Below are 20,389 nucleotides of genomic sequence, written 5' to 3'. Positions count from 1 at the left end.
TACCCCGCCGAGCGCCAAGCCCTGCGGGGTTTTTCGTTTGGGCGTTGCTGCTTTTGACGAGACGACTGCTGTGATCCCCTTGCGGCGCTTTTATCCGCTGGCTGCATTTCTTGGCGGCTTTATCTGGGATGCGCTGACCATTGGTCAGCGCGTCAAGACGCTCGACTTCTGGCGTCTGGGCGCCTTTCTCGTCGGCGCCGCCGTGTTGGCGCTCTGGATGGCCCGGCGCGAGGCCTTGCAGGCGGTGGCGCCCGAGCCGGGCGAGGGTCTGCGCGGGCGCATGCCGGCGTTGCTCTGGCAGGCGCCGTACCTGCTGCTCAACTTCTTTTACGGCGGCATCTTCTCGGCGCTGTTCATTCTCTACTTCAAAAGCTCGGGCCATCTCGGCACCTGGCTGATGACCGCTTTTCTCGGCGCCTTGCTCGTCGGCAACGAGTTTGCCGGCAAACGCTACGGCAAGCGCTTCACGCTCACCTGGGCGCTGTTTGCCTTGAGCGCCATCCTGCTGTTCAACTTCGCCTTGCCTCAGCTCGTTGGCAGTCTGGATGCGCGCTGGTTTTACATCTCGACTGGCGTTGGCGTGGTGCTGGCGCACGTCTTGCAGCGGCTTTCGCCCGGTCGGCCGGGAAGCGTCTTGCCGGCGTGGGGCTTGGCGGCTGTGCTCCTGCTGGCGTGGAACTACGGCATGATCGCGCCGGTGCCGCTGGTCAAGCGCGACATGGCGGTCGGACACGAATTTGTGCAACACGGCGGCCATTATGCGCTGACGCTGGAAAAAGCTCCCGCCTGGCAGTTCTGGCGTGAGCAGGCGACGACGCTGCATCTGCGCGAGGGCGAACGCCTGTACGGGGTGTCGGCGGTCTTCGCGCCGAAGGGCGTCACCGCCGCGCTGGAGCACCGCTGGGAGATGCGCGACGAGGCCGGCTGGCATGAGGTGGCGCGCAGCCAGTTCCAGACGGCGGGTGGCCGCGAGCGTGGCTACCGCGGCTACTCGTGGGTCGCCGATCCGGCGGATGGTGACTGGCGCTTCACCGTGGGAACGCAGGATGGGCGAACCATCGGCACGCTGTCGCTGACGGTGGTGCACGACGCACCACCGGCCGATAGCACCGTCGTCCGCGAATTCTGAACGCTCAGGGCTCTGCGAGCGCTCTGGGCGTTCTTTCCGGCGCGCTGCCTGTCCTGAGCGATGCGGCGTGCTCTGCGCTAGTATGTGCGGATGAAACCCTCGCTGCAAATCAGCCTTGACGATGTCGAGATGACGGCCATCCGCGCGCAGGGGGCGGGCGGGCAGAACGTCAATAAGGTGTCGACCGCTGTCCATTTGCGCTTCGACATCGCCGCGTCCGCGCTGCCGGAGGCGATTCGCGAGCGTTTGCTGCGCCTCGGCGATCAGCGCATCAGCAAGGATGGCGTTATCGTCATCAAGGCGCAGGCGTTCCGTCAGCAGGAGAAGAATCGGGCGGAGGCGCTGGCGCGCTTGCAGGAACTGATCGACCGTGTTGCTCATGTGCCGAAAAAACGACGGGCCACGCAGCCTGGTCGCGGGGCCATCGAGCGGCGTTTGCAGAGCAAGGCACGGCGTGGCGCGGTGAAGGCCGGAAGGCGTTCGCTCGGCGACTGAGCTGCGCCCGGCGTCAGGGCGGCGCGGTGCGCGTTCTTCAAAGCGGCGGCGCGTGCTCGGAAGGCGTGCCGGAGCGACGTTCGGCCTGGCGGAAATTCATGGTGGGCGCGAAAAGCTGATAGCGGTTTCGACCGCTGCGTTTGGCGTGGTACATCGCCGTGTCGGCATTCTTGAGCATGCTGTCGACGTCTTGCCCGTCGTCGGGGAAGAGGCTGATGCCGATGCTCAGGGTGACGTGCAGCTGATGCCCGGCGATGGCATGTGGCGCGGCCATGCTGGCGATGAGTTTTTCGGCAGTGAGGATGGTGTCTTGCGCGGTGTCGATGTCGCTGAGCAGCAGCACGAATTCGTCGCCCCCCAGGCGGCTCACCGTGTCGGAGTTGCGCACGCAGGTTTGCAGGCGCTGCGCCGTCGATTGCAGCAGCTGGTCGCCGGCCGGGTGCCCGAGGGAATCGTTGATTTCCTTGAAGTGGTCGAGATCGAGATACATCAACGCGATCTTGGTGCCATGCCGGCGCGCCAGCGTGATCGATTGCGCTAGTCGGTCGAGCAGCAGCGAGCGGTTGGGCAGCCCGGTCAGAAAATCGTGTTCGGCGAGGAAGGACATTTGCGCTGTCGCCGTTTCGGCGGCTTCGGTCTTCGTCTGCGCGCGCAGTGAGGCGAGTACCAGATGTTCGTTGGCTTCGCGCAGTTGCGTTTCAGTGTGTATCCGTCGCAGGGCCTGCTCGTTGGCGAGTTCTTCTCGAGTTTGTACGGCGAGCTCGCGTTGTTCGAGCGCACGTTCGCGCTGCTGGAGTGCCGCTTCGGCTGCCGTGACGAGGGCTTCGCGTTCGCTTAGCGCGCCTGCGCCGGGAGTGGGCGGAGTGGCCTGTTCGGGCGCTGGCGCGATGCGGCCCGTGGGCGGGCGGCGGCTACGCACGGCGTTCATGGCGATTTGCCCGATTTGTCTGGCGTGGCGGGCGTTGATGAGTGCCGGAGGGTCGGGCGGCCGCCGAGCAGACCCTCGTAGTCGAGCACGGTGTCGCCGATGCAGATGCCATCGTCGGTGATCTCGAAGCGCCGCAGTTCGTCGCTGTGCGCGCTGCCGCGTACTTTGACGACGGCCATGACGCGCTGCAGGCGGCTGTCGATCTCGATGTAGCGCTGGACGATGATGGCGTCGGTGAGGAAGGCCGAGCCGTAGGGGCTAAAGCGCAGGTCGGTGTAGCGGTCTTCGAGTTCGGAGGTCATCAGCACGCTGACGCCCATGCCGGAGAGCGCAGCGATCATCCGGAACAGCGATTCGCGGAAGTCCTCGCGGAAGGTCGGGGCGACCGCCAGCTCGAATCCGGAGAGGGAGTCGATGACGACGCGCGTCGCGTGCATGCTCTGGATGAGTTCGATCAGGTGCTGGACGATCTCGTCGATCGACAGATCCAGCGAGCGCGTATTGATCAGGCCGATCTTGCCGGCGCGGATGAGGTCGTCGAGGGTGCGTGTGCGCGACTGGCTCGGTGTCTGTTCGAAGGCGACAATGATGCCCGGCTCGCCGCGGCGGACGCCCTCGACGAGAAAGGCCGTTCCCAGAATGGTCTTGCCCGATCCCGACGGCCCGGCGACGAGCATCGAATAACCGGCCGGCAAGCCGCCGCCCAGCATGTCGTCGAGACGCGGCACGCCGATGGCGATACGCGTGCCGCCCTCACCGGGATCGCGCGGTGCGGCGCGGGCGCCGCTGTCGTCGTGGATGATGGCAGCCGGATAGACCTCGACGCCGTCGCCGCTGATGCGGAAGGTGTGCATGCCCGGCCGCGTTGCCTGTCCGCGCATTTTGAGCACCTGCATCTTACGCACCATCGAGTTGCGATGGACGCTCTGGAAGAGGGCGATCAGCCCGTCGGCGACGGTAAAGATCGGCGGCGGATTCTCCTCGACGCACGCCTCACCGACGAGAAACGTCGTCGCCTGCCAGCCGGACAACTGGTTGCCCAGATGTTGCAGAAATTGCTGCTGGCCGATCACGCCGTTTGCCGCCGTCTGCGACTCGCTGATCAGCGAGCGGAACGAATCAACAAATACCAGCGCCGGTGAGAGCGCTTCGACTTCGCGCGCGATGCGCGTCAGCACCCGGCCAAGATCGCCGTTGACGATTTCTTCGCTGAGGTTGATGAAGTGGATGCTGTCGTTGATTTTGTCGGCGTTGAAGAACGAAAACTGCTGCTGGTAGCGCAGCATCTTCAGCGGCGCTTCGCCGAGGACAGTGAAATAGAGCGCGGTGCGGCCGCGCTCGGCGAGCGCGAACATGATCTGGTGGGCGAGGGTGGTCTTGCCCGAACCGGGCGCGCCAACGATCACGTTGAACGAGAACTCGGGCAGGCCACCGCCAAGAATGGCGTCGAGTCCGGCAACGCCGGTGGCGAGACGGCGGATCGGAACGTGCGAATTCATGGGGCGGACTCCTCTGTGCGATCGGGCGGCGTCGCCCAGACCGGCGCGAGCAGGCGAGCGGTCAGCGAGTCGCCGATCAAGTCCGCCAGCAACTCGGTGAATATCGTCAGCAGGCAATGGCTGGCTTGCCCGGCGCGATCCGCCGTCTGGCCGGCGAGGGCCGCCTGCACATGGCGTTGCAGTTCGATGCTGTCGTGGATGCCGTCGATCCCCAGGCCCGCATAGGTCGTGCTCGCGAGATGCAGGGCGCGGCTGAGCAGTACATCGACGCCGCGCTCGCCGATCATGGGGGTGAGGTGAGTGCGGATGAGCTGCCATACGACGAGGGTGGCATTCGCCATGGCTTGCGCGTCTGGCGTCGGGCCGGCGTAGTGGGCAAGGGTGGCACCTATGGCGTCGTCGTCCTCAATCACCCTGGCGTCCTCGTTCTTCTGCCTGTGTGCCATCGGCATTTTTGCGGGAATGGCGCCGACTATCCGTACGCTATCGCACGAACGTAGATTTTTTTTGTCAACCAACCACTTCCGATTCAACAGCAGCCCGCGCGAGGCAATGACAGGCGCGATTTTCGTCGGTTTTTTTACTTTGCACCGGGGATCGAATATGGCGGTCGACAGTGCTTCCGGCAATACCCGCAAACCGGGCTTTTCCCGTTACCCGTTCAGCGGCCTGTTGTTCGATTCCTTACCGCTGGGAATCATCTTTCAGGACGCGTTTGCCCGTATCAAGACCGCCAATCCGGCGGCCGAACGCATCCTTGGCCTCTCCTTTGCCCAGATGCGCGGGCTGAAGTCGGTCGATCCGCGCTGGCGCGCCGTTCGCGACGACGGCTCGCCTTTTCCGGGCGAGGAGCACCCGGCGATGGAGGCGCTACGTACCGGCGAGGCGGTGCTTGATGTCGGCATGGGGGTCTTCAACCCCGAGCAGGAGGCCTACACCTGGCTGAACGTCGGCGCTTTTCCGCTGCGCGACGAGAGCGAGGCCTTGCTCGGCGTGTACGTGATGTTCGAGGACGTTACCGAGCGCAAGCGTGCGCAGCAGAAAATGCGCGAAAGCGAGGCGCGCTTTGCCTCGCTGTTTTCGGCGATGTCCGAGGGTATCGCTCTGCACGAGTTGCTCTATGACGATGGCGGAAACGTCGTCGACTACTGCATCATCGATACCAATCCGGCCTTCGAGCAGCAGACCGGCATGCGTCGCGAGGCGGTGATCGGGCGACCGGCGACGCAGGCCTTCGGCACGGCGGTGGCGCCTTTTCTCGAAACCTACGTCAAGGTCGTCGCCACGCGGCAGCCGACCGAGTTCGAGGAAATGTTCGTGCCGCTGGGGCGGCTTTTTCGCGTCAAGGTGTTTTCGCCCGCTCCGTCGCGCTTTGTCACCGTCTTTGAAGACATCACCGAGCGGCGGCGGGCGGAGGAGCAGTTGCATCTGGCGGCCAATGTCTTCACACACGCCCGCGAGGGCATCATGATCACCGACGCCGAGGGCAACATCGTCGCCGTCAACGATGCCTTCGAGAACATTACCGGCCATCGGCGCGATGAGGTACTCGGACGTTCTCCGCGTGCGCTGGGCCTGGGGGGCGACGCCGATCTCTTTTCGACGACGATCTGGCAAGGCTTGCAGACCGACGGCTACTGGTACGGCGAATTCTGGAGCCGCCGCCGCGATGGCGGGGCGTATGCGCTGATGTTGACGGTCAGCGCCGTACGCGATGCGCACGGGACGATTCGCCAGCATGTCGCGCTTTTTTCCGACATCACGCCGATCAAGGAGCATGAGCGGCAGTTGGAGTACATCGCCCACTACGACGCGCTGACACGCCTGCCCAACCGCATGCTGCTCGCTGATCGTCTGCAACAGGCGATGGCGCAATCGCAGCGGCGCGGGCAGTCGATCGCGCTGGTGTATCTCGATCTCGATGGCTTCAAGGAAATCAACGACCGTCACGGCCATCAGGCCGGCGACCGCGTGCTGGTGACGGTCGCCTCACGCATGAAGCAGGCGCTACGCGAGGGCGACACGCTGGCGCGGCTCGGCGGCGACGAGTTCGTCGCCGTGCTGCTCGATCTCGCCGATGTGCCGGCCAGTGTACACATGCTCAATCGTCTGCTCACGGCGGCGGCGCAGCCGATGCAGTTCGGTCAGCTCAATCTCCAGGTGTCGGCGAGCCTTGGCGTGAGCTTTTATCCGCAGGGCGCCGAGGTCGACGCGGATCAGTTGTTGCGGCAGGCCGATCAGGCCATGTATCAGGCCAAGCTGGCCGGCCGGAATCGCTACCATGTGTTCGACGCCGAGCAGGATCGGCATATGCGCGGGCAGCACGAAAGCCTCGAACGCATTCGTCGCGCGCTCAAGCACAACGAGTTCACGCTGTACTTTCAGCCGAAGGTGAACATGCGCAATGGCACCGTCATCGGCGTCGAGGCCTTGATCCGCTGGCAGCACCCGGAACGCGGGCTGTTGCCACCGGCGGCCTTCCTGCCGCTGATCGAGGATCATCCGCTGGCGGTTGATCTCGGCAAGTGGGTGATCGAGCATGCGCTCGGCCAGATCGAGCGCTGGCACGATACTGGCCTGCACATGCCGGTGAGCGTCAACATCGGCGCCCGTCAGTTGCAGCAGGCCGATTTTGTCGATCATTTACGCGGCGTGCTGGCCGCCCATCCGCAGGTCAAGGCCGGTGATCTCGAAATGGAGGTGCTCGAAACCAGCGCCCTTGAAGATATGGCGCAAGCCTCGCAGGTCATCGACGCCTGTCGCAAGATCGGCGTGATGTTTTCGCTCGACGACTTTGGCACTGGCTACTCGTCACTGACCTACCTCAAACGCTTGCCGGTGACGCATCTGAAGATCGATCAGAGCTTCGTCTGCGACATGCTCGACGATCCGGACTATCTCTCCATCCTCGACGGCGTGCTGGGGCTGGCGAACGCCTTTGGCCGGCAGGTCGTCGCCGAAGGGGTCGAGACGGTCGAGCATGGGGCGATTCTGTTGCAGTTGGGCTGCGATCTGGCGCAGGGCTACGGTATCGCGCGGCCGATGCCGGCGGGTGACTTCGCCGCCTGGATGGCGGCCTGGCGGCCTGATCCGGCGTGGAGCGACCTGCCGCTGGTGGAGCGCGCGGAGCGACCGCTGCTCTTTGCCAGCAGCGAGCATCGCGCATGGGAGCGGTCGGTCGAAAACTACCTGCTCGCCGTCGGACCCGTGTCACAGCCCGAGGGGCGGCATTGCCACTTCGCCGATTGGCTGGAGAACGAGGCGCCTGATCGCTATGGCGACCGTCCGGCACTCGCTGCCGTCGTCCATCTGCATGAGCAGGTGCACATGCTTGCCGAGCGATTGTGTCAGAGCAAGGCCGCCGGCGACGAAGACGCGGTGCAGCGGGGCTTTCTGCGCCTCAAGACCTTGCAGTGGCGCCTGCAATGCCAACAGCGGGCCTTGGGCGAAAGCCACGGATGTTCGCTGGAGAGCGGCTGCTGCCGTTAGATGGCAGCAGCCGTGCCGGGCGCTTAACGCTTGATGCGCGAGATCTTGGTGCCCTCGATGCTCAGGCTCGCCATCAGACCTTGCTGGTCGTAGATGAAGGCATAAGCATCGTCCTTCAGCGTCGATGAAGAAAGGTTTTTGGCCGCGCCCTCATTGACGACGACGACGGTCGGGCCGACGCCGATTTCCCATCCGTTCGAGCGGTCGAGGTACTTCACCGCTTTTTCGCTCATCAGAAACACCACGTAGCTATATGACTCGGCACCCGCCTGCCAGCCCCAGGAGGCCGACACCGAGTTGTAGTAGCCGACCGTGTGCGCGTCACGGGTGAGCACTCCTTCGCCGTAACTGCCGCCGAAAACGAGGCCAGCCTTGACGATGCTCGGGAAGATCAGGATGGCGCGCGCCTTCTTGGCGATGCTCTCCGCGACGGGGTTGCTGCGGTAGAGCGTCTGCAAGGATTGGGCAGCATCCTTGTTGAGGTCTTCGGCGCTGGCAGCGGCAGCCTGCTGGCTGAAGCCGGTCAGGGCGCAGGTGGTCGCCGCGATGATGAACAGGTGTTGGAAGCTACGGCGCAGGGTGCTCATGGTTCTCTCCTTTACCTCGGAAAACATCGGGAATCGCTCGCTCAGGGCCGTCTGACTCTCCACAGGCCGGCCCGCTGTACGAGGTTGCAGCTTCGTCCGCCGGTGATCTGTGCGCTGGCGAACATTGGCGTGGAGCGGGCGTGGCACGGCGGCTCTGCCGAGGGGCGCACATGTGGCGTGCGGCGGCATGCGACGGCGTGGAATGCGGACAAAGGCGGGTAAGGCGGTCAGCCGCGCCCGTTGCCCGCAGTGCCGTCGGCAGCAACAGTGCTACCATTCGCCGCCCGATCTTGGCTCTTGCTTCCGTGCAACTCGAACCTTACGTCAATACGCTTGGCCGGCACCTCAAATCACGCTTTGGCACACGCGTGCGCAAGCTCTCGCTGCACGCCGGATTCACCTGCCCCAACCGCGATGGAACGCTCGGTCGCGGCGGTTGCACGTTTTGCAGCGTGCTGTCGTTCAGTGAGGACAAGGCCGAGGAAAGCGTTAGCGCACAGATCGCCGCCCGTCGCGCCGAGTTGAAGCGGGCAACGCGGTATCTGGCGTACTTTCAGGCCTACACCAACACCTACGCGGAAGTTGAAGAGCTACGCCGCCTGTATGCCGCCGCCGTCGTCGATGCCGACATCGTCGGCCTGTGCGTCGGTACGCGCCCGGATTGTGTTCCCGATGCCGTGCTGGAAATCCTCGCCGACTACCGGGCGCAGGGCTTTGAGGTGTGGCTGGAGTTGGGGCTGCAAAGTGCGCACGATGCGACGCTGGCACGGATCAATCGCGGTCACGGCTTTGCCGCCTACGCGGATGCCGTGGCGCGCGCGCAACGCTACGACGTGCCGGTATGCGCGCACCTGATCCTCGGTCTGCCCGGCGAAACGACGGCGATGATGCACGAGACGCACGCACGCGTTTTGGCGCTCGGTGTCGAGGGGCTGAAGCTGCACCCGCTGATGATCGTCAAAGGGTGTCGGATGGCGGCGGAGTACGCCCGCGGCGAAACGCTGCCGCCGACCTTGCCCGACTATGCGGCGATTGCCGCCGACCTGATCCGGCGGACGCCGCCGGAAGTGGTATTTCATCGCATCACGGCGACGGCGCGCGAACCGACGCTGATCGCGCCGGACTGGTGCTACACGAGCTTTCCTGCCGCCAACGCCATTGCCGTCAATCTCGCTGCCTACGGCGGGCAGGGGCGGGCGCTGCGCTGATACGCAAGCCAGCGGCGGACGCCGCCAGCCGCTAACGCGCTGCCCGGCGCTTAGCGCGCGCTGTCGGCGCTGGGCGGCTTGTCCGCCTGGTCGGCGGAAACGTTGCTGAGCACGCGCAACTCGTTATCGCGCGCGAAATGCAGAACAAAGCGGTAGGCCATTGGCTCAAAGTCGTACAGCCGGCCATCGACGAAGACCGCCTTGTGACCTTCGTAATCGCCGGGACCGACATAGGGCGAGTACTGCACGCGTTTGCCGGCACCGAAGCCGGAGAGCACGCCGCAGAGTCGCTCGGCCCAGTCGCTAGGGCGAAAACGCTTGCCGGCCAGGGTCTGGCCGACGATGACAAACGATATTCCGATCAATTCTTCAGACATGGGATAGTCCGTGGCAGCGATCCGTCCGTGCTACCCGACGATGGGCGACTGATCGCAGTGGGCGCTGCGAAGTTAATGCTTGCGCGATGACAAATTGCTGCATATATTCGCGGCATATTGTTGAAATTTAGGTGGTTTTCATGCAAAGAACGCAGACTGCCAAATTTGGTTTCCGTATTCGAACGCGCAGCGGCGCGGTCGTCGACAATCTCACTTTCTCCGGTCGCGACGCCCTCGAAGCCGAGCGCAAATTGCGGCAGATCTATCTGGGCTGCGAAATCATCGAGTCGCGCCACCTGCTCGTCTCGACGCCACGCAACGGTCAGCTCAACTACGAAGACGTCGTGGATCTCATTTCCAAACGCTGATTTTCCCGGATTTCCGTGTCGGTTTGTGCAGTTTTCACCGACTGCGACCCGTTTGCGCGCCCGCCATCAGACGGACTCACCAGCCCTTGACTCGCCAATTCGTGGCGAAGTTCCGCGTAGTCGCGTGCGCCGTTGCTTGACGTGTTGTGGGTGAAGACGTCGCAATTGAAGGCCGGGCTTTCCGCCACCGAGACATTTTCGCCGATCACCGTCGCACACACCTCGTCGCCGTAGAGCGTGCGCAGACGGTTTTGCACGTCTTCGCTCATGCGGCGGCGGCGATCGAAACGCGTCAGCAGATAGCGGCGCGGTACCCGGCGTTTCAGCACGGGTTCGAGAATCGCCAGGGTTTGCGTCATCCGCTCCGCCGCCTGTAACGAGAGGTAATCGGTGGCGACAGGGATCAGCAAGAGGTCACAGGCGAAGATCGCATTCAGCGCCAGCACGCCGATGTAAGGGCAGCAGTCGATCAGCGTCATCGACGAGGCGGCGCTGGAGCCTTCGAGCGTTTCGAGGCCCAGGCGCAGCTTGTTGAGAATGGCCGGCCCCTTGCCGAAAATCGAGTCGACCTTGATCAGTTGTTGATGCGAGGGGATCAGGCGGCCAATGCCTTCCCACGGAATCGTCAGTTCCTCGAGCGTGCGCGAGTCCTGATAAAAACCGAACAGGCTGTGTGACGAATCGGTGGGTGCCAAGCCATGGATGGCGCTCAGGTGGCACTGCGGGTCGAGGTCGAGGAGGAGTGGAGAGCCACCGTCGCGGGCGATGGCTGCGCCGAGATTGAGTGTCGTGGTGGTCTTGCCGACGCCGCCCTTCTGGTTGAAAACCGCGATCCGCATGTCGTCTCTCTGCTTTCTGCCCGAATATATACAAGGCGCTATTTATCCCTTAACATCCCTCCCCTTGCAAGGCCGAATATGCGCGAAATTGTTTTTTGCGTCCGGCTGGCGTGGTAACGATGTTGTTTGACCGACGAGGTTCGACAGTCCGGCGGCGTAAGCCGCCGTTTCCGTTTCAGAGCCTCTGCTAGAGGATTCTTATGTCTCACCTGATGAATACGTACGCGCGTCAGCCCGTGGCTTTCAGCCATGGCGAGGGCAACTGGGTGACGGATACCGAGGGGCGTAGCTACCTCGACGCGCTTTCCGGGATCGCGGTGTCGACACTGGGGCATAACCACCCCGCGCTGGTGGCGGCGATTGCCCGACAGGCCTCGCGCCTGTTGCACACCTCCAACCTGTATCGCGTGCCGCAGCAGGAAGTGCTGTCTGACCGACTGGCCGCGCTGTCCGGTCTGGAAGAAGTGTTCTTCTGCAATTCCGGTTGCGAGGCGAATGAAGCGGCGATCAAGCTGGCGCGCTTTTACGGACACACGCGTGGCGTCGACAGCCCGGCGATCATCGTCATGGAGCACGCTTTCCATGGTCGGACGCTGGCGACACTGTCGGCGACGGGCAACCGCAAGGCTCAGGCTGGCTTCGAGCCGCTGGTGTCGGGCTTCGTGCGGGTACCGTTCAACGATCTGGCCGCCGTGCGTGCGGTGGCTGGCCATAACCCGGACGTCGTGGCCGTCATGCTTGAGGTTCTGCAAGGCGAGGGCGGCATCCATCTGGCGGATCCGGATTACCTGCGCAGCCTGCGCGCGCTTTGCGACGAATTCGGCTGGCTCCTCATCTGCGACGAGGTGCAATGTGGCATCGGTCGCACCGGCAAGTGGTTCGGCTATCAGCACTCCGGCATCCTCCCCGACGTCGCAACGCTCGCCAAGGGCTTGGGCAGCGGCGTGCCGATTGGCGCGTGCCTCGCCGGCGGGCGGGCGGCTGGCCTCTTCAAGCCGGGTAACCACGGCTCGACCTTCGGCGGCAATCCGCTGGCCTGTACGGCGGCCCTGACGACGCTCGATGTCATGGAGAAGGACGGCCTGATCGATCAGGCGACCATCATCGGTGAGCGGATTCGCCAAGGGCTGGCGAGTCAGCTGGCGGGCGTCTCCGGTGTTGTCGATATCCGTGGCCGCGGCCTGATGATCGGCGTTGAACTTGATCGCCCCTGTGGCGAACTGGTGCGCCGCGGCCTCGACGCCGGCTTGCTTATCAATGTGACGGCCGAGCGGGTGATTCGCCTGTTGCCGTCGCTGGTGTTCAGCGCCGAGGAGGCCGATGAACTGGTGACGCGCCTGAGCGCGCTGGTCCGCGCGTTCCTCGCCTCGACCTGTGCGGAGGTCAAGCCATGAAGCCGGGCATTCGCCATTTCCTGCAACTGAAGGATCTGTCGCGCGACGAACTCGATTATCTCTTCGAGCGCACGCTGTGGATCAAGCGCCAGTTCAAGGCCTACCAGCGCTACTGGCCACTGGCTGACCGCACGCTGGTGATGATCTTCGAGAAGGCGAGCACGCGCACGCGTCTGTCCTTCGAGGCCGGTATCCAGCAGCTCGGCGGTTCGGCGATCTACCTCAACACGCGCGACTCGCAGCTCGGTCGCGGTGAGCCGGTCGAAGACGCGGCGCAGGTCATTTCGCGCATGAGCGATCTGGTGATGATCCGCACCTTCGAGCAGGACATCATCGAGCGCTTCGCCGCCAACTCGCGCGTGCCGGTGATCAACGGTCTGACCAACGAGTACCATCCGTGCCAGATCATGGCCGACATCTTCACCTACATCGAGCATCGCGGCCCGATCCAGGGCAAGACGGTGGCGTGGATCGGCGACTCCAACAACATGTGCAATACCTGGCTGCAGGCCGCCGAAGTCCTCGATTTCCGCGTCCACGTGTCGACGCCGCCGGGGTACGAGATCGAACCTGAACGCGCCGGTCTGGTCGGCACGGATCACTTCGAGCAGTTCGCCGATCCGATGGAAGCGGCGCGCGGTGCCGACATCGTCACCACCGATGTTTGGACGTCGATGGGTTTCGAAGCCGAGAACGAGGAGCGCCTGAAGGATTTCGCCGACTGGCAGGTCGATGGCGACATGATGCGCGTCGCCAAGCCTGACGCGATCTTCCTGCACTGCCTGCCGGCGCACCGTGGCGAGGAAGTGACCGCCGAGGTGATCGACGGGCCGCACAGCCTCGTCTGGGAAGAAGCCGAAAATCGTCTGCATGCGCAAAAGGCCCTGATGGAGTTCCTGCTCCTCGGCCGTATCGAATCCTGAGGCGTCCGGCCGGCGAGGGCGCACGCGCCGGTCGCCGCCGTCTTTAGTTCGCGGAGAAAAAAGTTATGAGCGATACCAAACCAGCTATCAACAAAGTCGTTCTCGCCTATTCCGGCGGCCTCGACACCTCGGTCATCCTGAAGTGGCTGCAGGACACCTATCAGTGTGAAGTCGTCACCTTCACCGCCGACCTCGGCCAGGGCGAAGAGCTCGAGCCGGCGCGCACCAAGGCGCTGAAGTTCGGCATCAAGCCGGAAAACATCTTCATTGACGACCTGCGCGAAGAGTTCGTGCGCGACTTCGTCTTCCCGATGTTCCGTGCCAACACCGTCTACGAAGGCGAATATCTTCTCGGCACCTCGATTGCACGGCCGCTGATCGCCAAGCGTCTGGTCGAGATCGCCAACCAGACGGGCGCTGACGCCATTTCGCACGGCGCCACCGGCAAGGGCAACGACCAGGTGCGTTTCGAACTCGGCGCCTACGCGCTGAAGCCCGGCATCAAGGTCATCGCTCCGTGGCGCGAATGGGATCTGCTGTCGCGCGAAAAGCTCCTCGCTTACGCCGAAGCGAACGGCATCCCCATCGAGATGAAGCACAAGCAGGGCGGCTCGCCGTACTCGATGGACGCCAATCTGCTGCACATCAGCTACGAAGGCCGTCACCTCGAAAACCCGGCGGCCGAAGCCGAAGAATCGATGTGGCGCTGGACCGTCTCGCCGGAAGCGGCGCCGGATGCCGCCGAATACCTCGACCTCGAATTCGAGAAGGGCGACCTCGTCTCGATCAATGGCGAGCGCCTCGCCGCACACGAACTGCTGGCCAAGCTCAATCAGCTCGGTGGCAAGCATGGCATCGGCCGCCTCGACCTCGTCGAAAACCGCTACGTCGGCATGAAGTCGCGCGGTTGCTACGAAACGCCGGGAGGCACGATTCTGCTCAAGGCGCACCGCGCCATCGAGTCGATCACGCTCGACCGTGAAGTCGCTCACCTGAAGGACGACCTGCTCGCCCGCTACGCCAGCATGATCTACAACGGCTACTGGTGGAGCCCGGAGCGGCGCGCGCTGCAAGCGCTCATCGACAACACGCAACAGGTCGTCAACGGCTGGGTGCGCGTCAAGCTCTACAAGGGCAACGTCATCGTTGCCGGCCGCGATTCGAAGACCGACTCGCTGTTCGATTCGACCATCGCCACCTTCGAGGACGATGCCGGCGCCTACGACCAGAAGGACGCAGGCGGCTTCATCAAGCTCAACGCCCTGCGTCTGCGCATTGCCGCCAATCTGGCGCAGCGCAAGCGCTAAGCCGACGGACGGCGCCGGACGATGTTCGGGCTGAGTGAGGAGCAGGTCGCCGACTTCGGGATGACGTTCGGCGTCGGCGCCCTGATCCTGTTCATGCTGTTCATCGTTGGCGAACTGGCGTGGAAGGCCAAAGCGGGGAAGACGGGAACCATCGTTCTCTTCATCGTTCTCTCGCTCGGCATGCTTGGCTTCATCGCCAAGGGAATCATCCAGAAGATTCTGGGGATCTAGAGGGCCTTTCTGGCGGCGCCTTCCCCGCGCATAGACGGGCGGTGTGCGCCAGACGCCTATTGCTTGTTCGGGCGCCGATCCGTAGCCTTGCGCTTTTTTGCCAGCCCCTTCGACCGCCCATGATCGATTCCGCCAGCGTTACCAATATCGCCCACGTCATTGAGATGGCCGTGGCGCCGGTTTTCTTGTTAACCGGGGTTGGCGCCATCATGGGGGTGCTCGTCAATCGTCTTGGGCGCGTCGTTGACCGTCGCCGGCGCCTGACCGAGGCAGGGCCTGAGAAGTGCCAGCAATGCGCGGATGAGATCATCAAGCTGGCACGTCGGGCGCGCTGGATTCACCACGCCATTACCCTGTGCACGCTGAGCGCCTTGCTGGTGTGTCTGGTGATCGTCGTGCTTTTCCTCGCTTCCGAGTTGCATATCGACCCCGCGAAGATCGTCTCGGCGCTTTTCATCGCCGCCATGTTTGCCTTGATTGGCGGATTGTTCTCGTTTCTTCGCGAAATTTCGCTGGCCACCGGCGGTATCGAATCGATCGATATCTGATCTGCCACGCCTTGCCGATTTTCTTTAATCGCCGGCCTTCGCGGGCTGGCTTATTCAGGAAGCCTTCATGTCTTCAGCTACGCAATTCGATCAGGTCAGTGTCGTCAAGAAAGCCAACGTCTACTTCGATGGCAAGTGCGTCAGCCATGCGCTCGTTCTCGCCGACGGCACGCGCAAGAGCGTGGGCGTGATCCTGCCCTCCACGCTGACCTTCAACACCGGCGCGCCGGAAATCATGGAGTGCGTCGCCGGTTCCTGCCGCGTGCGTCTGGCCGGCGAGCAGGAATGGAAGCACTACGGCGTTGGCGAGTCCTTCAACGCGCCGGCTAATTCGTCGTTCGAGATCGCCTGCGACGAGCCGTATCACTACGTTTGCCATTTCGGCTGAGCGCCACGATCTGACGACGGAGGAACGCATATGTCTTCATTCGATTTCACCTCGGAAGCCGACATGGAGGCGTTGAAAAACGCCATTGATGTCGCCGGACGGGCCATTACCAATCGCTATGATTTCAAGGGAACGAGCGCCAAGGTCGAGCTGAACGACAAGGAAAAACTGATCACGATCTGGGGCGATTCCGATTTTCAGCTCGATCAGATCAAGGATCTGCTGTTCCCGGCGATGGAAAAGAAAGAGAAAGAGAGCGTCAAGCGCCTCGACCATCAGCCGGTGCAGAAAATTTCGGGCAACAAGGTCAAGCAGGAAATGAAGGTGCGTAGCGGCATCGACAGCGACCTCGCCAAGAAGATCGTCAAGCTGATCAAGGATTCGAAGATCAAGGTTCAGGCCTCGATCCAAGGCGACGCAGTGCGCGTTTCGGGAGCCAAGCGCGACGAATTGCAGGCGTGCATCGCCATGGTGACGAAGGCGATCACCGATTTTCCGCTGAAGCACGGCAACTATCGCGACTGACTGTCGCGCGACGGACTGGCGGTGACGGCGCTCGGTCTGCGCAGCCTGTAACACGTCTCACAATGCATACGGGCCATGGCGGCGACACGCGGCCATGGCCCGACTCTTTTCTACCGAAGCACCCGCAGGTGGGCGCGGGTGGCTGCGGCTAAGGCTTCAGTCCGGCGATCCAGTGCGTGTAGAGCCGGTCGGCCAGTCGGCGCATGGCCGGCATCTGTGTGGCTGCCTGCGCTTGCATGACCTCAGGGGTTTGCACCGAGACGGGCAGACTGGCGAGCCCCGCCGTCTCGTCATTCCAGCACTGACACCACTCGGCAATCATCGGCTCGGTCATTTCGACGTGACACTGCATGCCCAGATGCGGGCCGAGCGCGAACATCTGGTTGGCGCAGAAGGCGTTGCTGAACAGTCGCTCGCTGCCTTCGGGCAGGGTGAAGGTTTCGCCGTGCCACTGGAAAACCACCGCCGAACCGTCGCTCGCGAGTAGGTCGTCAGTCGCCTCGCCCAACCAGCGGCGGGTCGTTGGCGTGTCATCGGCGACCACGCGCGACCAGCCGATTTCCTTCTGCGGATTGGGGAAAACCGAACCGCCGAGCGCCCGGCTCATCAATTGCGACCCGAGGCAATGACCGAGCACCGGAATATCGTGTGCGACGGCGTCGCGGATCAGCGTGCATTCCTCGGCGATCCACGGCAGGGGATCATTGACGCTCATCGGCCCGCCCATGAAGACGAGTCCGGCGAAATCTTCGGCACGGGTCGGTACCGGTTCGCCGCGATCGGTCGCAAAGAGGCGCCAGGCAAGCGAGTGCGCCTCAAGGAATGTGGCAAAATAGCCCGGACCCTCCGTGGCCAGATGGCGAAAAATGGCGATGGGTTTCATGACGGCACGCACGTCCTCGGTGACAACGAAAGCGAAAATTCTACCTGCATGCGTACGCGGGTGGTGGGCCGCTTCACTGACGTCCTTGCCTTCTCACCTTTTTGCCCTTTCCAACGCTCGCCCAGACGGCCACGGAACCGATAGAACAACGACAGGAGACTCACCATGCCCCACCGCGACGAAGAAATTGCCTTGCTGCGCCGCGAAGTTGAACTGTTGATGGGCGAACGTGAGGCGCTCTTGCAGGTGGTTGGCGCGACGGCCGCCCTGATCGCCGGCCTCGAAAGCGATCAGTTGCCGCTGGCGGCCATCGAAGCGGCCGATCTGGCAGCAACGACGATCAACGCTTTGTCCGAAGAAACCCTGCGCGAGGCACTGGCCGCCGTAAATGCCGAAAGTACGCCGGAAAGCGTCGTCGCCGTCCGCTAGGCGTAAAAAGGCCATGGCCGGCGACATCGACCTTGCCGCGCTGCGGTCGCGGCTTTTGACGGCGCCGCGACCGCAGGGCGACGCCAGCGTGGAGGACGGAGTGCAGGCCAGCGTTGATTCCACGGCGCTGACGCCGGCAGCAGTACTGGTGCCGATCGTCCTGCGCCGGCGGGCGCCGACGCTCCTGCTGACGCGGCGCAATGATCGACTGAAGGATCACCCCGGACAGATCAGTTTTCCTGGCGGGCGGATTGAGGCGAGCGATGCGTCGCCGGAAGCCGCCGCCCTGCGTGAGGCGCAGGAAGAAATCGGCCTTGACCACCGGCGGGTCGAAGTGCAGGGCTTCTTGCCGGATTACTGCACGGGAACGGGGTTTCGCATCACGCCGGTGGTCGCGACGCTGCATCCGCCTTTCGCTCTGCGCGCCGAGCCGGATGAGGTCGCCGAGATTTTCGAAGTGCCGCTCGCCTTCATGCTCGATCCGGCGAATCATCAACGCCATCCGTATACGCTGCCGACGCGTTCGGGACACTACGATGCAATTCCCTGGCAGGACCGTTACATCTGGGGCGCCACTGCCGGCATGATCCGCCTGCTGGCCTGCCGTGCGGGCGAGGTCTTGCCGCCTTTTGAGCGCTAGTTGATGACAGCCGGCGTGGCGTTCGCCGCGCGAGGCCTGTGTTATCGTGCGCCTTTATTTCGACTGGGGCGCGGAGCCGTTGGCCGTGCCGGTTTTACTCTCGGATGAGCCTGTTTTCCCTGATCGTCGCGCTGCTCTTTGAGCAGTTCCGCCCGCTCGATTACCGGCGCTTTGTGCTCGCGCCGCTGACGGCGCTGGCGGACTTTCTCGAGCACCATCTCAATGGCGGTGCACGCCAGCATGGCGTGTTTGCCTGGGTGTTGGCGGTGATCGCACCGACGCTGCTGGCGGGCGGCGTCTTTTATGCGCTCTACGCGGTATCGCCCTTGCTGGCGTGGCTGTGGAACGTGGCCGTACTCTATTTCACACTCGGCTTTCGCCAGTTCAGTCATTTCTTCACCGACATTCAGCTGGCGCTGCGTATGGGCGACCTTGCGCATGCCTACCGTCTGCTCGGCGAGTGGCGTGGCGCCACGGAAAGTGATCCGCTGCCCGCTTCGCGCGACGTCCAGCCGCCCATTCCTGAGGCCGGCGAGATCGCCCGTGCGGCCATTGAAGAGGCGCTGATTGCCTCGCATCGGCATGTGTTTGGCGTGCTCGTCTGCTTTGTGCTCTTGCCGGGGCCGTGTGGTGCGGTGCTTTACCGTTGCGCAGCTTTCCTCGCCGAGCATTGGGGGGCGAGGACAGGTGTGAGCGGTAGCGACGAGAAGGCGGAGAAAGCTGAGAAGGCGGGCGCTTCCGCATCACTTCCGCGGGCGGCGGATGCGCTGACGTTCGCCGAATTCGGCGTGTTTTCAACGCGGGCCTTTGCTTTTATCGACTGGTTGCCGGTGCGCGTGACGGCTGCGGGTTTTGCCGTCGTCGGCGACTTTGAAGATGCCGTCTATTGCTGGCGTACGCAGGCAGACCGCGTGCGCGATGCGGGAATCGGCATTGTGCTGGCCAGCGGTGCTGGCGCGCTGGGCGTGCGTCTCGGTAGCGTCGATGGCAGCGCCGCGCCGGCCGCGAGCGATCCGCCCGCCGGCGCCACTGTCGAGTTGGGGGCGGGCGACGAGGCGGAGGCCGACCATATGCAGAGCGCCGTTGGCCTCGTCTGGCGTGCGCTTTTGTTGTGGATGCTGGTGTTGCTGCTGCTCGGCTTTGCGACGCTGGTCAGCAATTAGGCGGCGCTAATCTGCGCAGACGGTTGCGTGGTGGTGACTTTCGCTGCGCTGCGTTTCAGCGAATTTCGCAGTCGGCGATGCGCTCCCGCAGGGCGGGCAGGATTCCCGCCAGATCAATTGACGCGCTACCGGCAGATAACCCGCGGCAGCGTTGCAGCCGCCAGCGACGGGCGCCGGCGCTGGCGAGTTCGTCGGCAAGTTGCAGTAGTGCCGCTGCGTCAAGCTGCCGTGGATCGACGGTGGTGCGGATTTCGTAGTCGATGCCGGAATCCACCAGCCGCCGCAGGCAGCCTTCGACCTGCGCGGCGGCGTTGCTGCGCCCGACAAGGGGGGCGTAGCGGCCGCGTGGCGCTTTGACGTCGAGCCCGACCCAGTCGCAGAGCGGCAGCGCACGACCAAAGGCCTTGGTGTGGACGCCTGCGCTATGCAGGCCGATGGCAAAACCGAGATCCCTGACTTCCTGCATCGCTGCGGTGAGCGATGGCTGCGCCAGCGGTTCGCCGCCGCTGAAGACGACGGCGTCGAGTAACTGGCGCCGTTGTTGCAGCAAGGCGAGCGCCTTGCTCCAGCCGCTGGCGGGTGCTGCGGCGGGCGCCACCACGTTCGCAACAGCCGTGTGATCGCCCCCATCGGCGTTGGCGCTTGGCCGCGCTGGCCGCAGGGGGCGGAGATGGGCGTTGTGGCAGTACGGGCAGTCCCACGGACAGCCCTGGCAGAAGAGGACGGCCGCCAGCTTGCCGGGGTAGTCGAGCGTCGAAAACGGCTCGATGCCACCGATCTCCAGCATGACGGCGCGTCCGGCCTCAGGCGGTCAGCGCGACGGCGCGGCTGTCCGGCGTGGCGGTGTCGTTACGCAAGCCGCAGGGCTCATTGAAATGGCAGCGCTCGGCGTGTTCGGCCTGCTTGCCGGGGTTGAACTCGGAAACGGGGCGGTGATAGCCCATGACGCGGGTCCAGACTTCGCAGCGGGTGCGCTCTGCGTCGTCGAGGTGGATGTCGTTGCGGGGGGTGTCAGACATGAAGGTTCTCCAGTAAGGAA

24 protein-coding genes are annotated in these 20,389 nt (G+C 63.8%); 15 read left to right on the top strand and 9 right to left on the bottom strand.

The window, feature by feature from the left end; translation table 11 throughout:
- Positions 1–37 precede the first annotated feature (37 nt).
- Together GHK24_RS01850 and arfB are read left to right on the top strand one after the other, a co-directional pair.
- Complete coding sequence (locus GHK24_RS01850; protein ID WP_153468067.1) at positions 38–1,129, top strand: DUF2914 domain-containing protein; 1,092 nt, start codon at positions 38–40, stop codon at positions 1,127–1,129.
- Between the two features lie 90 nt (positions 1,130–1,219).
- The gene (gene arfB, locus GHK24_RS01845; RefSeq protein WP_153468064.1) at positions 1,220–1,624 is read left to right on the top strand and encodes an alternative ribosome rescue aminoacyl-tRNA hydrolase ArfB; all 405 of its coding nucleotides are present in this window, start codon (positions 1,220–1,222) and stop codon (positions 1,622–1,624) included.
- Between the two features lie 37 nt (positions 1,625–1,661).
- Here the strand turns inward: arfB and GHK24_RS01840 are convergent, their stop codons facing one another.
- From GHK24_RS01840 to GHK24_RS01830, 3 genes are read right to left on the bottom strand one after another with little or no spacing between them, the layout of a single operon-like run.
- A complete protein-coding gene (locus tag GHK24_RS01840; protein ID WP_153468061.1) occupies positions 1,662–2,552 on the bottom strand; it encodes a GGDEF domain-containing protein in 891 nt (296 codons plus the stop codon).
- Positions 2,549–4,051, bottom strand: a complete 1,503-nt coding sequence (locus tag GHK24_RS01835; RefSeq protein WP_153468058.1) for an ATPase domain-containing protein — start codon at positions 4,049–4,051, stop codon at positions 2,549–2,551. The genes GHK24_RS01840 and GHK24_RS01835 overlap by 4 nt, the downstream gene beginning before the upstream one ends.
- Positions 4,048–4,497 carry a hypothetical protein gene (locus tag GHK24_RS01830; RefSeq protein WP_167680516.1) on the bottom strand — a complete coding sequence of 150 codons (450 nt, stop codon included), beginning with the start codon at positions 4,495–4,497 and terminating at the stop codon, positions 4,048–4,050. The genes GHK24_RS01835 and GHK24_RS01830 overlap by 4 nt, the downstream gene beginning before the upstream one ends.
- A gap of 157 nt (positions 4,498–4,654) precedes the next feature.
- Between GHK24_RS01830 and GHK24_RS01825 the strand changes: the two genes are divergently transcribed.
- Positions 4,655–7,540, top strand: coding sequence for an EAL domain-containing protein (locus GHK24_RS01825; protein WP_228384476.1), 2,886 nt, complete (start codon positions 4,655–4,657; stop codon positions 7,538–7,540).
- 23 nt (positions 7,541–7,563) lie between these two features.
- Here GHK24_RS01825 and GHK24_RS01820 read toward each other — a convergent pair whose 3' ends face one another.
- On the bottom strand, positions 7,564–8,127 hold the full coding sequence (locus tag GHK24_RS01820) for a lipid-binding SYLF domain-containing protein (protein WP_153468049.1): 564 nt from the start codon (positions 8,125–8,127) through the stop codon (positions 7,564–7,566).
- 305 nt (positions 8,128–8,432) lie between these two features.
- Between GHK24_RS01820 and mnmL the strand changes: the two genes are divergently transcribed.
- Complete coding sequence (mnmL, locus tag GHK24_RS01815; RefSeq protein WP_167680694.1) at positions 8,433–9,335, top strand: tRNA modification radical SAM protein MnmL/YtqA; 903 nt, start codon at positions 8,433–8,435, stop codon at positions 9,333–9,335.
- Between the two features lie 50 nt (positions 9,336–9,385).
- Here the strand turns inward: mnmL and GHK24_RS01810 are convergent, their stop codons facing one another.
- Positions 9,386–9,712: a DUF3579 domain-containing protein gene (locus tag GHK24_RS01810; protein WP_153468046.1), complete on the bottom strand. Its 327-nt coding sequence runs from the start codon at positions 9,710–9,712 to the stop codon at positions 9,386–9,388.
- 140 nt (positions 9,713–9,852) lie between these two features.
- Here GHK24_RS01810 and GHK24_RS01805 point away from each other — a divergent pair, with 140 nt between their 5' ends.
- Positions 9,853–10,080 carry a hypothetical protein gene (locus GHK24_RS01805; protein ID WP_153468042.1) on the top strand — a complete coding sequence of 76 codons (228 nt, stop codon included), beginning with the start codon at positions 9,853–9,855 and terminating at the stop codon, positions 10,078–10,080.
- Here GHK24_RS01805 and GHK24_RS01800 read toward each other — a convergent pair.
- Entirely contained in the window at positions 10,044–10,919 is an 876-nt protein-coding gene (locus tag GHK24_RS01800; protein ID WP_153468039.1) for a ParA family protein, read from the bottom strand. The genes GHK24_RS01805 and GHK24_RS01800 overlap by 37 nt on opposite strands.
- Before the next feature lie 200 nt (positions 10,920–11,119).
- On the opposite strand from GHK24_RS01800, the gene GHK24_RS01795 reads away from it, so the two are divergent.
- The 7 genes from GHK24_RS01795 (at position 11,120) to GHK24_RS01765 (ending at position 16,235) form a co-directional block, all read left to right on the top strand.
- Positions 11,120–12,313, top strand: coding sequence for an aspartate aminotransferase family protein (locus GHK24_RS01795; protein ID WP_153468036.1), 1,194 nt, complete (start codon positions 11,120–11,122; stop codon positions 12,311–12,313).
- Positions 12,310–13,236, top strand: a complete 927-nt coding sequence (argF, locus tag GHK24_RS01790; protein ID WP_153468033.1) for an ornithine carbamoyltransferase — start codon at positions 12,310–12,312, stop codon at positions 13,234–13,236. Before GHK24_RS01795 ends, argF begins: the two co-directional genes overlap by 4 nt.
- Positions 13,237–13,301: 65 nt before the next feature.
- On the top strand, positions 13,302–14,543 hold the full coding sequence (locus GHK24_RS01785; protein ID WP_153468030.1) for an argininosuccinate synthase: 1,242 nt from the start codon (positions 13,302–13,304) through the stop codon (positions 14,541–14,543).
- 21 nt (positions 14,544–14,564) lie between these two features.
- The gene (locus GHK24_RS01780; protein ID WP_153468026.1) at positions 14,565–14,774 is read left to right on the top strand and encodes a DUF2788 domain-containing protein; all 210 of its coding nucleotides are present in this window, start codon (positions 14,565–14,567) and stop codon (positions 14,772–14,774) included.
- A gap of 119 nt (positions 14,775–14,893) precedes the next feature.
- A complete protein-coding gene (locus GHK24_RS01775; RefSeq protein ID WP_153468023.1) occupies positions 14,894–15,322 on the top strand; it encodes a DUF2721 domain-containing protein in 429 nt (142 codons plus the stop codon).
- 67 nt (positions 15,323–15,389) lie between these two features.
- Positions 15,390–15,710 (top strand): pyrimidine/purine nucleoside phosphorylase, encoded by a 321-nt coding sequence (gene ppnP / locus GHK24_RS01770; RefSeq protein ID WP_153468020.1) that lies wholly within the window; start codon positions 15,390–15,392, stop codon positions 15,708–15,710.
- 30 nt (positions 15,711–15,740) lie between these two features.
- Positions 15,741–16,235 (top strand): YajQ family cyclic di-GMP-binding protein, encoded by a 495-nt coding sequence (locus GHK24_RS01765; RefSeq protein ID WP_153468016.1) that lies wholly within the window; start codon positions 15,741–15,743, stop codon positions 16,233–16,235.
- A 148-nt stretch (positions 16,236–16,383) separates the two neighbouring features.
- Here GHK24_RS01765 and GHK24_RS01760 read toward each other — a convergent pair whose 3' ends face one another.
- Positions 16,384–17,118, bottom strand: a complete 735-nt coding sequence (locus GHK24_RS01760; RefSeq protein ID WP_153468013.1) for a type 1 glutamine amidotransferase — start codon at positions 17,116–17,118, stop codon at positions 16,384–16,386.
- A 165-nt stretch (positions 17,119–17,283) separates the two neighbouring features.
- On the opposite strand from GHK24_RS01760, the gene GHK24_RS01755 reads away from it, so the two are divergent.
- From GHK24_RS01755 to GHK24_RS01745, 3 genes are all read left to right on the top strand, one after another.
- Positions 17,284–17,547: a hypothetical protein gene (locus GHK24_RS01755; RefSeq protein ID WP_153468010.1), complete on the top strand. Its 264-nt coding sequence runs from the start codon at positions 17,284–17,286 to the stop codon at positions 17,545–17,547.
- Between the two features lie 13 nt (positions 17,548–17,560).
- On the top strand, positions 17,561–18,187 hold the full coding sequence (locus tag GHK24_RS01750; protein ID WP_153468006.1) for a CoA pyrophosphatase: 627 nt from the start codon (positions 17,561–17,563) through the stop codon (positions 18,185–18,187).
- 104 nt (positions 18,188–18,291) lie between these two features.
- Complete coding sequence (locus GHK24_RS01745) at positions 18,292–19,350, top strand: CobD/CbiB family protein (RefSeq protein ID WP_153468003.1); 1,059 nt, start codon at positions 18,292–18,294, stop codon at positions 19,348–19,350.
- A gap of 55 nt (positions 19,351–19,405) precedes the next feature.
- Here GHK24_RS01745 and GHK24_RS01740 read toward each other — a convergent pair whose 3' ends face one another.
- Entirely contained in the window at positions 19,406–20,137 is a 732-nt protein-coding gene (locus GHK24_RS01740; protein ID WP_153468000.1) for a radical SAM protein, read from the bottom strand.
- Between the two features lie 16 nt (positions 20,138–20,153).
- Positions 20,154–20,369 (bottom strand): anaerobic ribonucleoside-triphosphate reductase, encoded by a 216-nt coding sequence (gene nrdD, locus GHK24_RS13700; protein ID WP_153467997.1) that lies wholly within the window; start codon positions 20,367–20,369, stop codon positions 20,154–20,156.
- Positions 20,370–20,389: the final 20 nt, after the last annotated feature.

The organism is Rhodocyclus gracilis, assembly GCF_009617575.1.
GTDB classification, from domain to species: domain Bacteria; phylum Pseudomonadota; class Gammaproteobacteria; order Burkholderiales; family Rhodocyclaceae; genus Rhodocyclus; species Rhodocyclus gracilis.
Note: the sequence above shows the minus strand (reverse complement) of the source record. Positions and strands in the feature narration are given on the sequence as shown.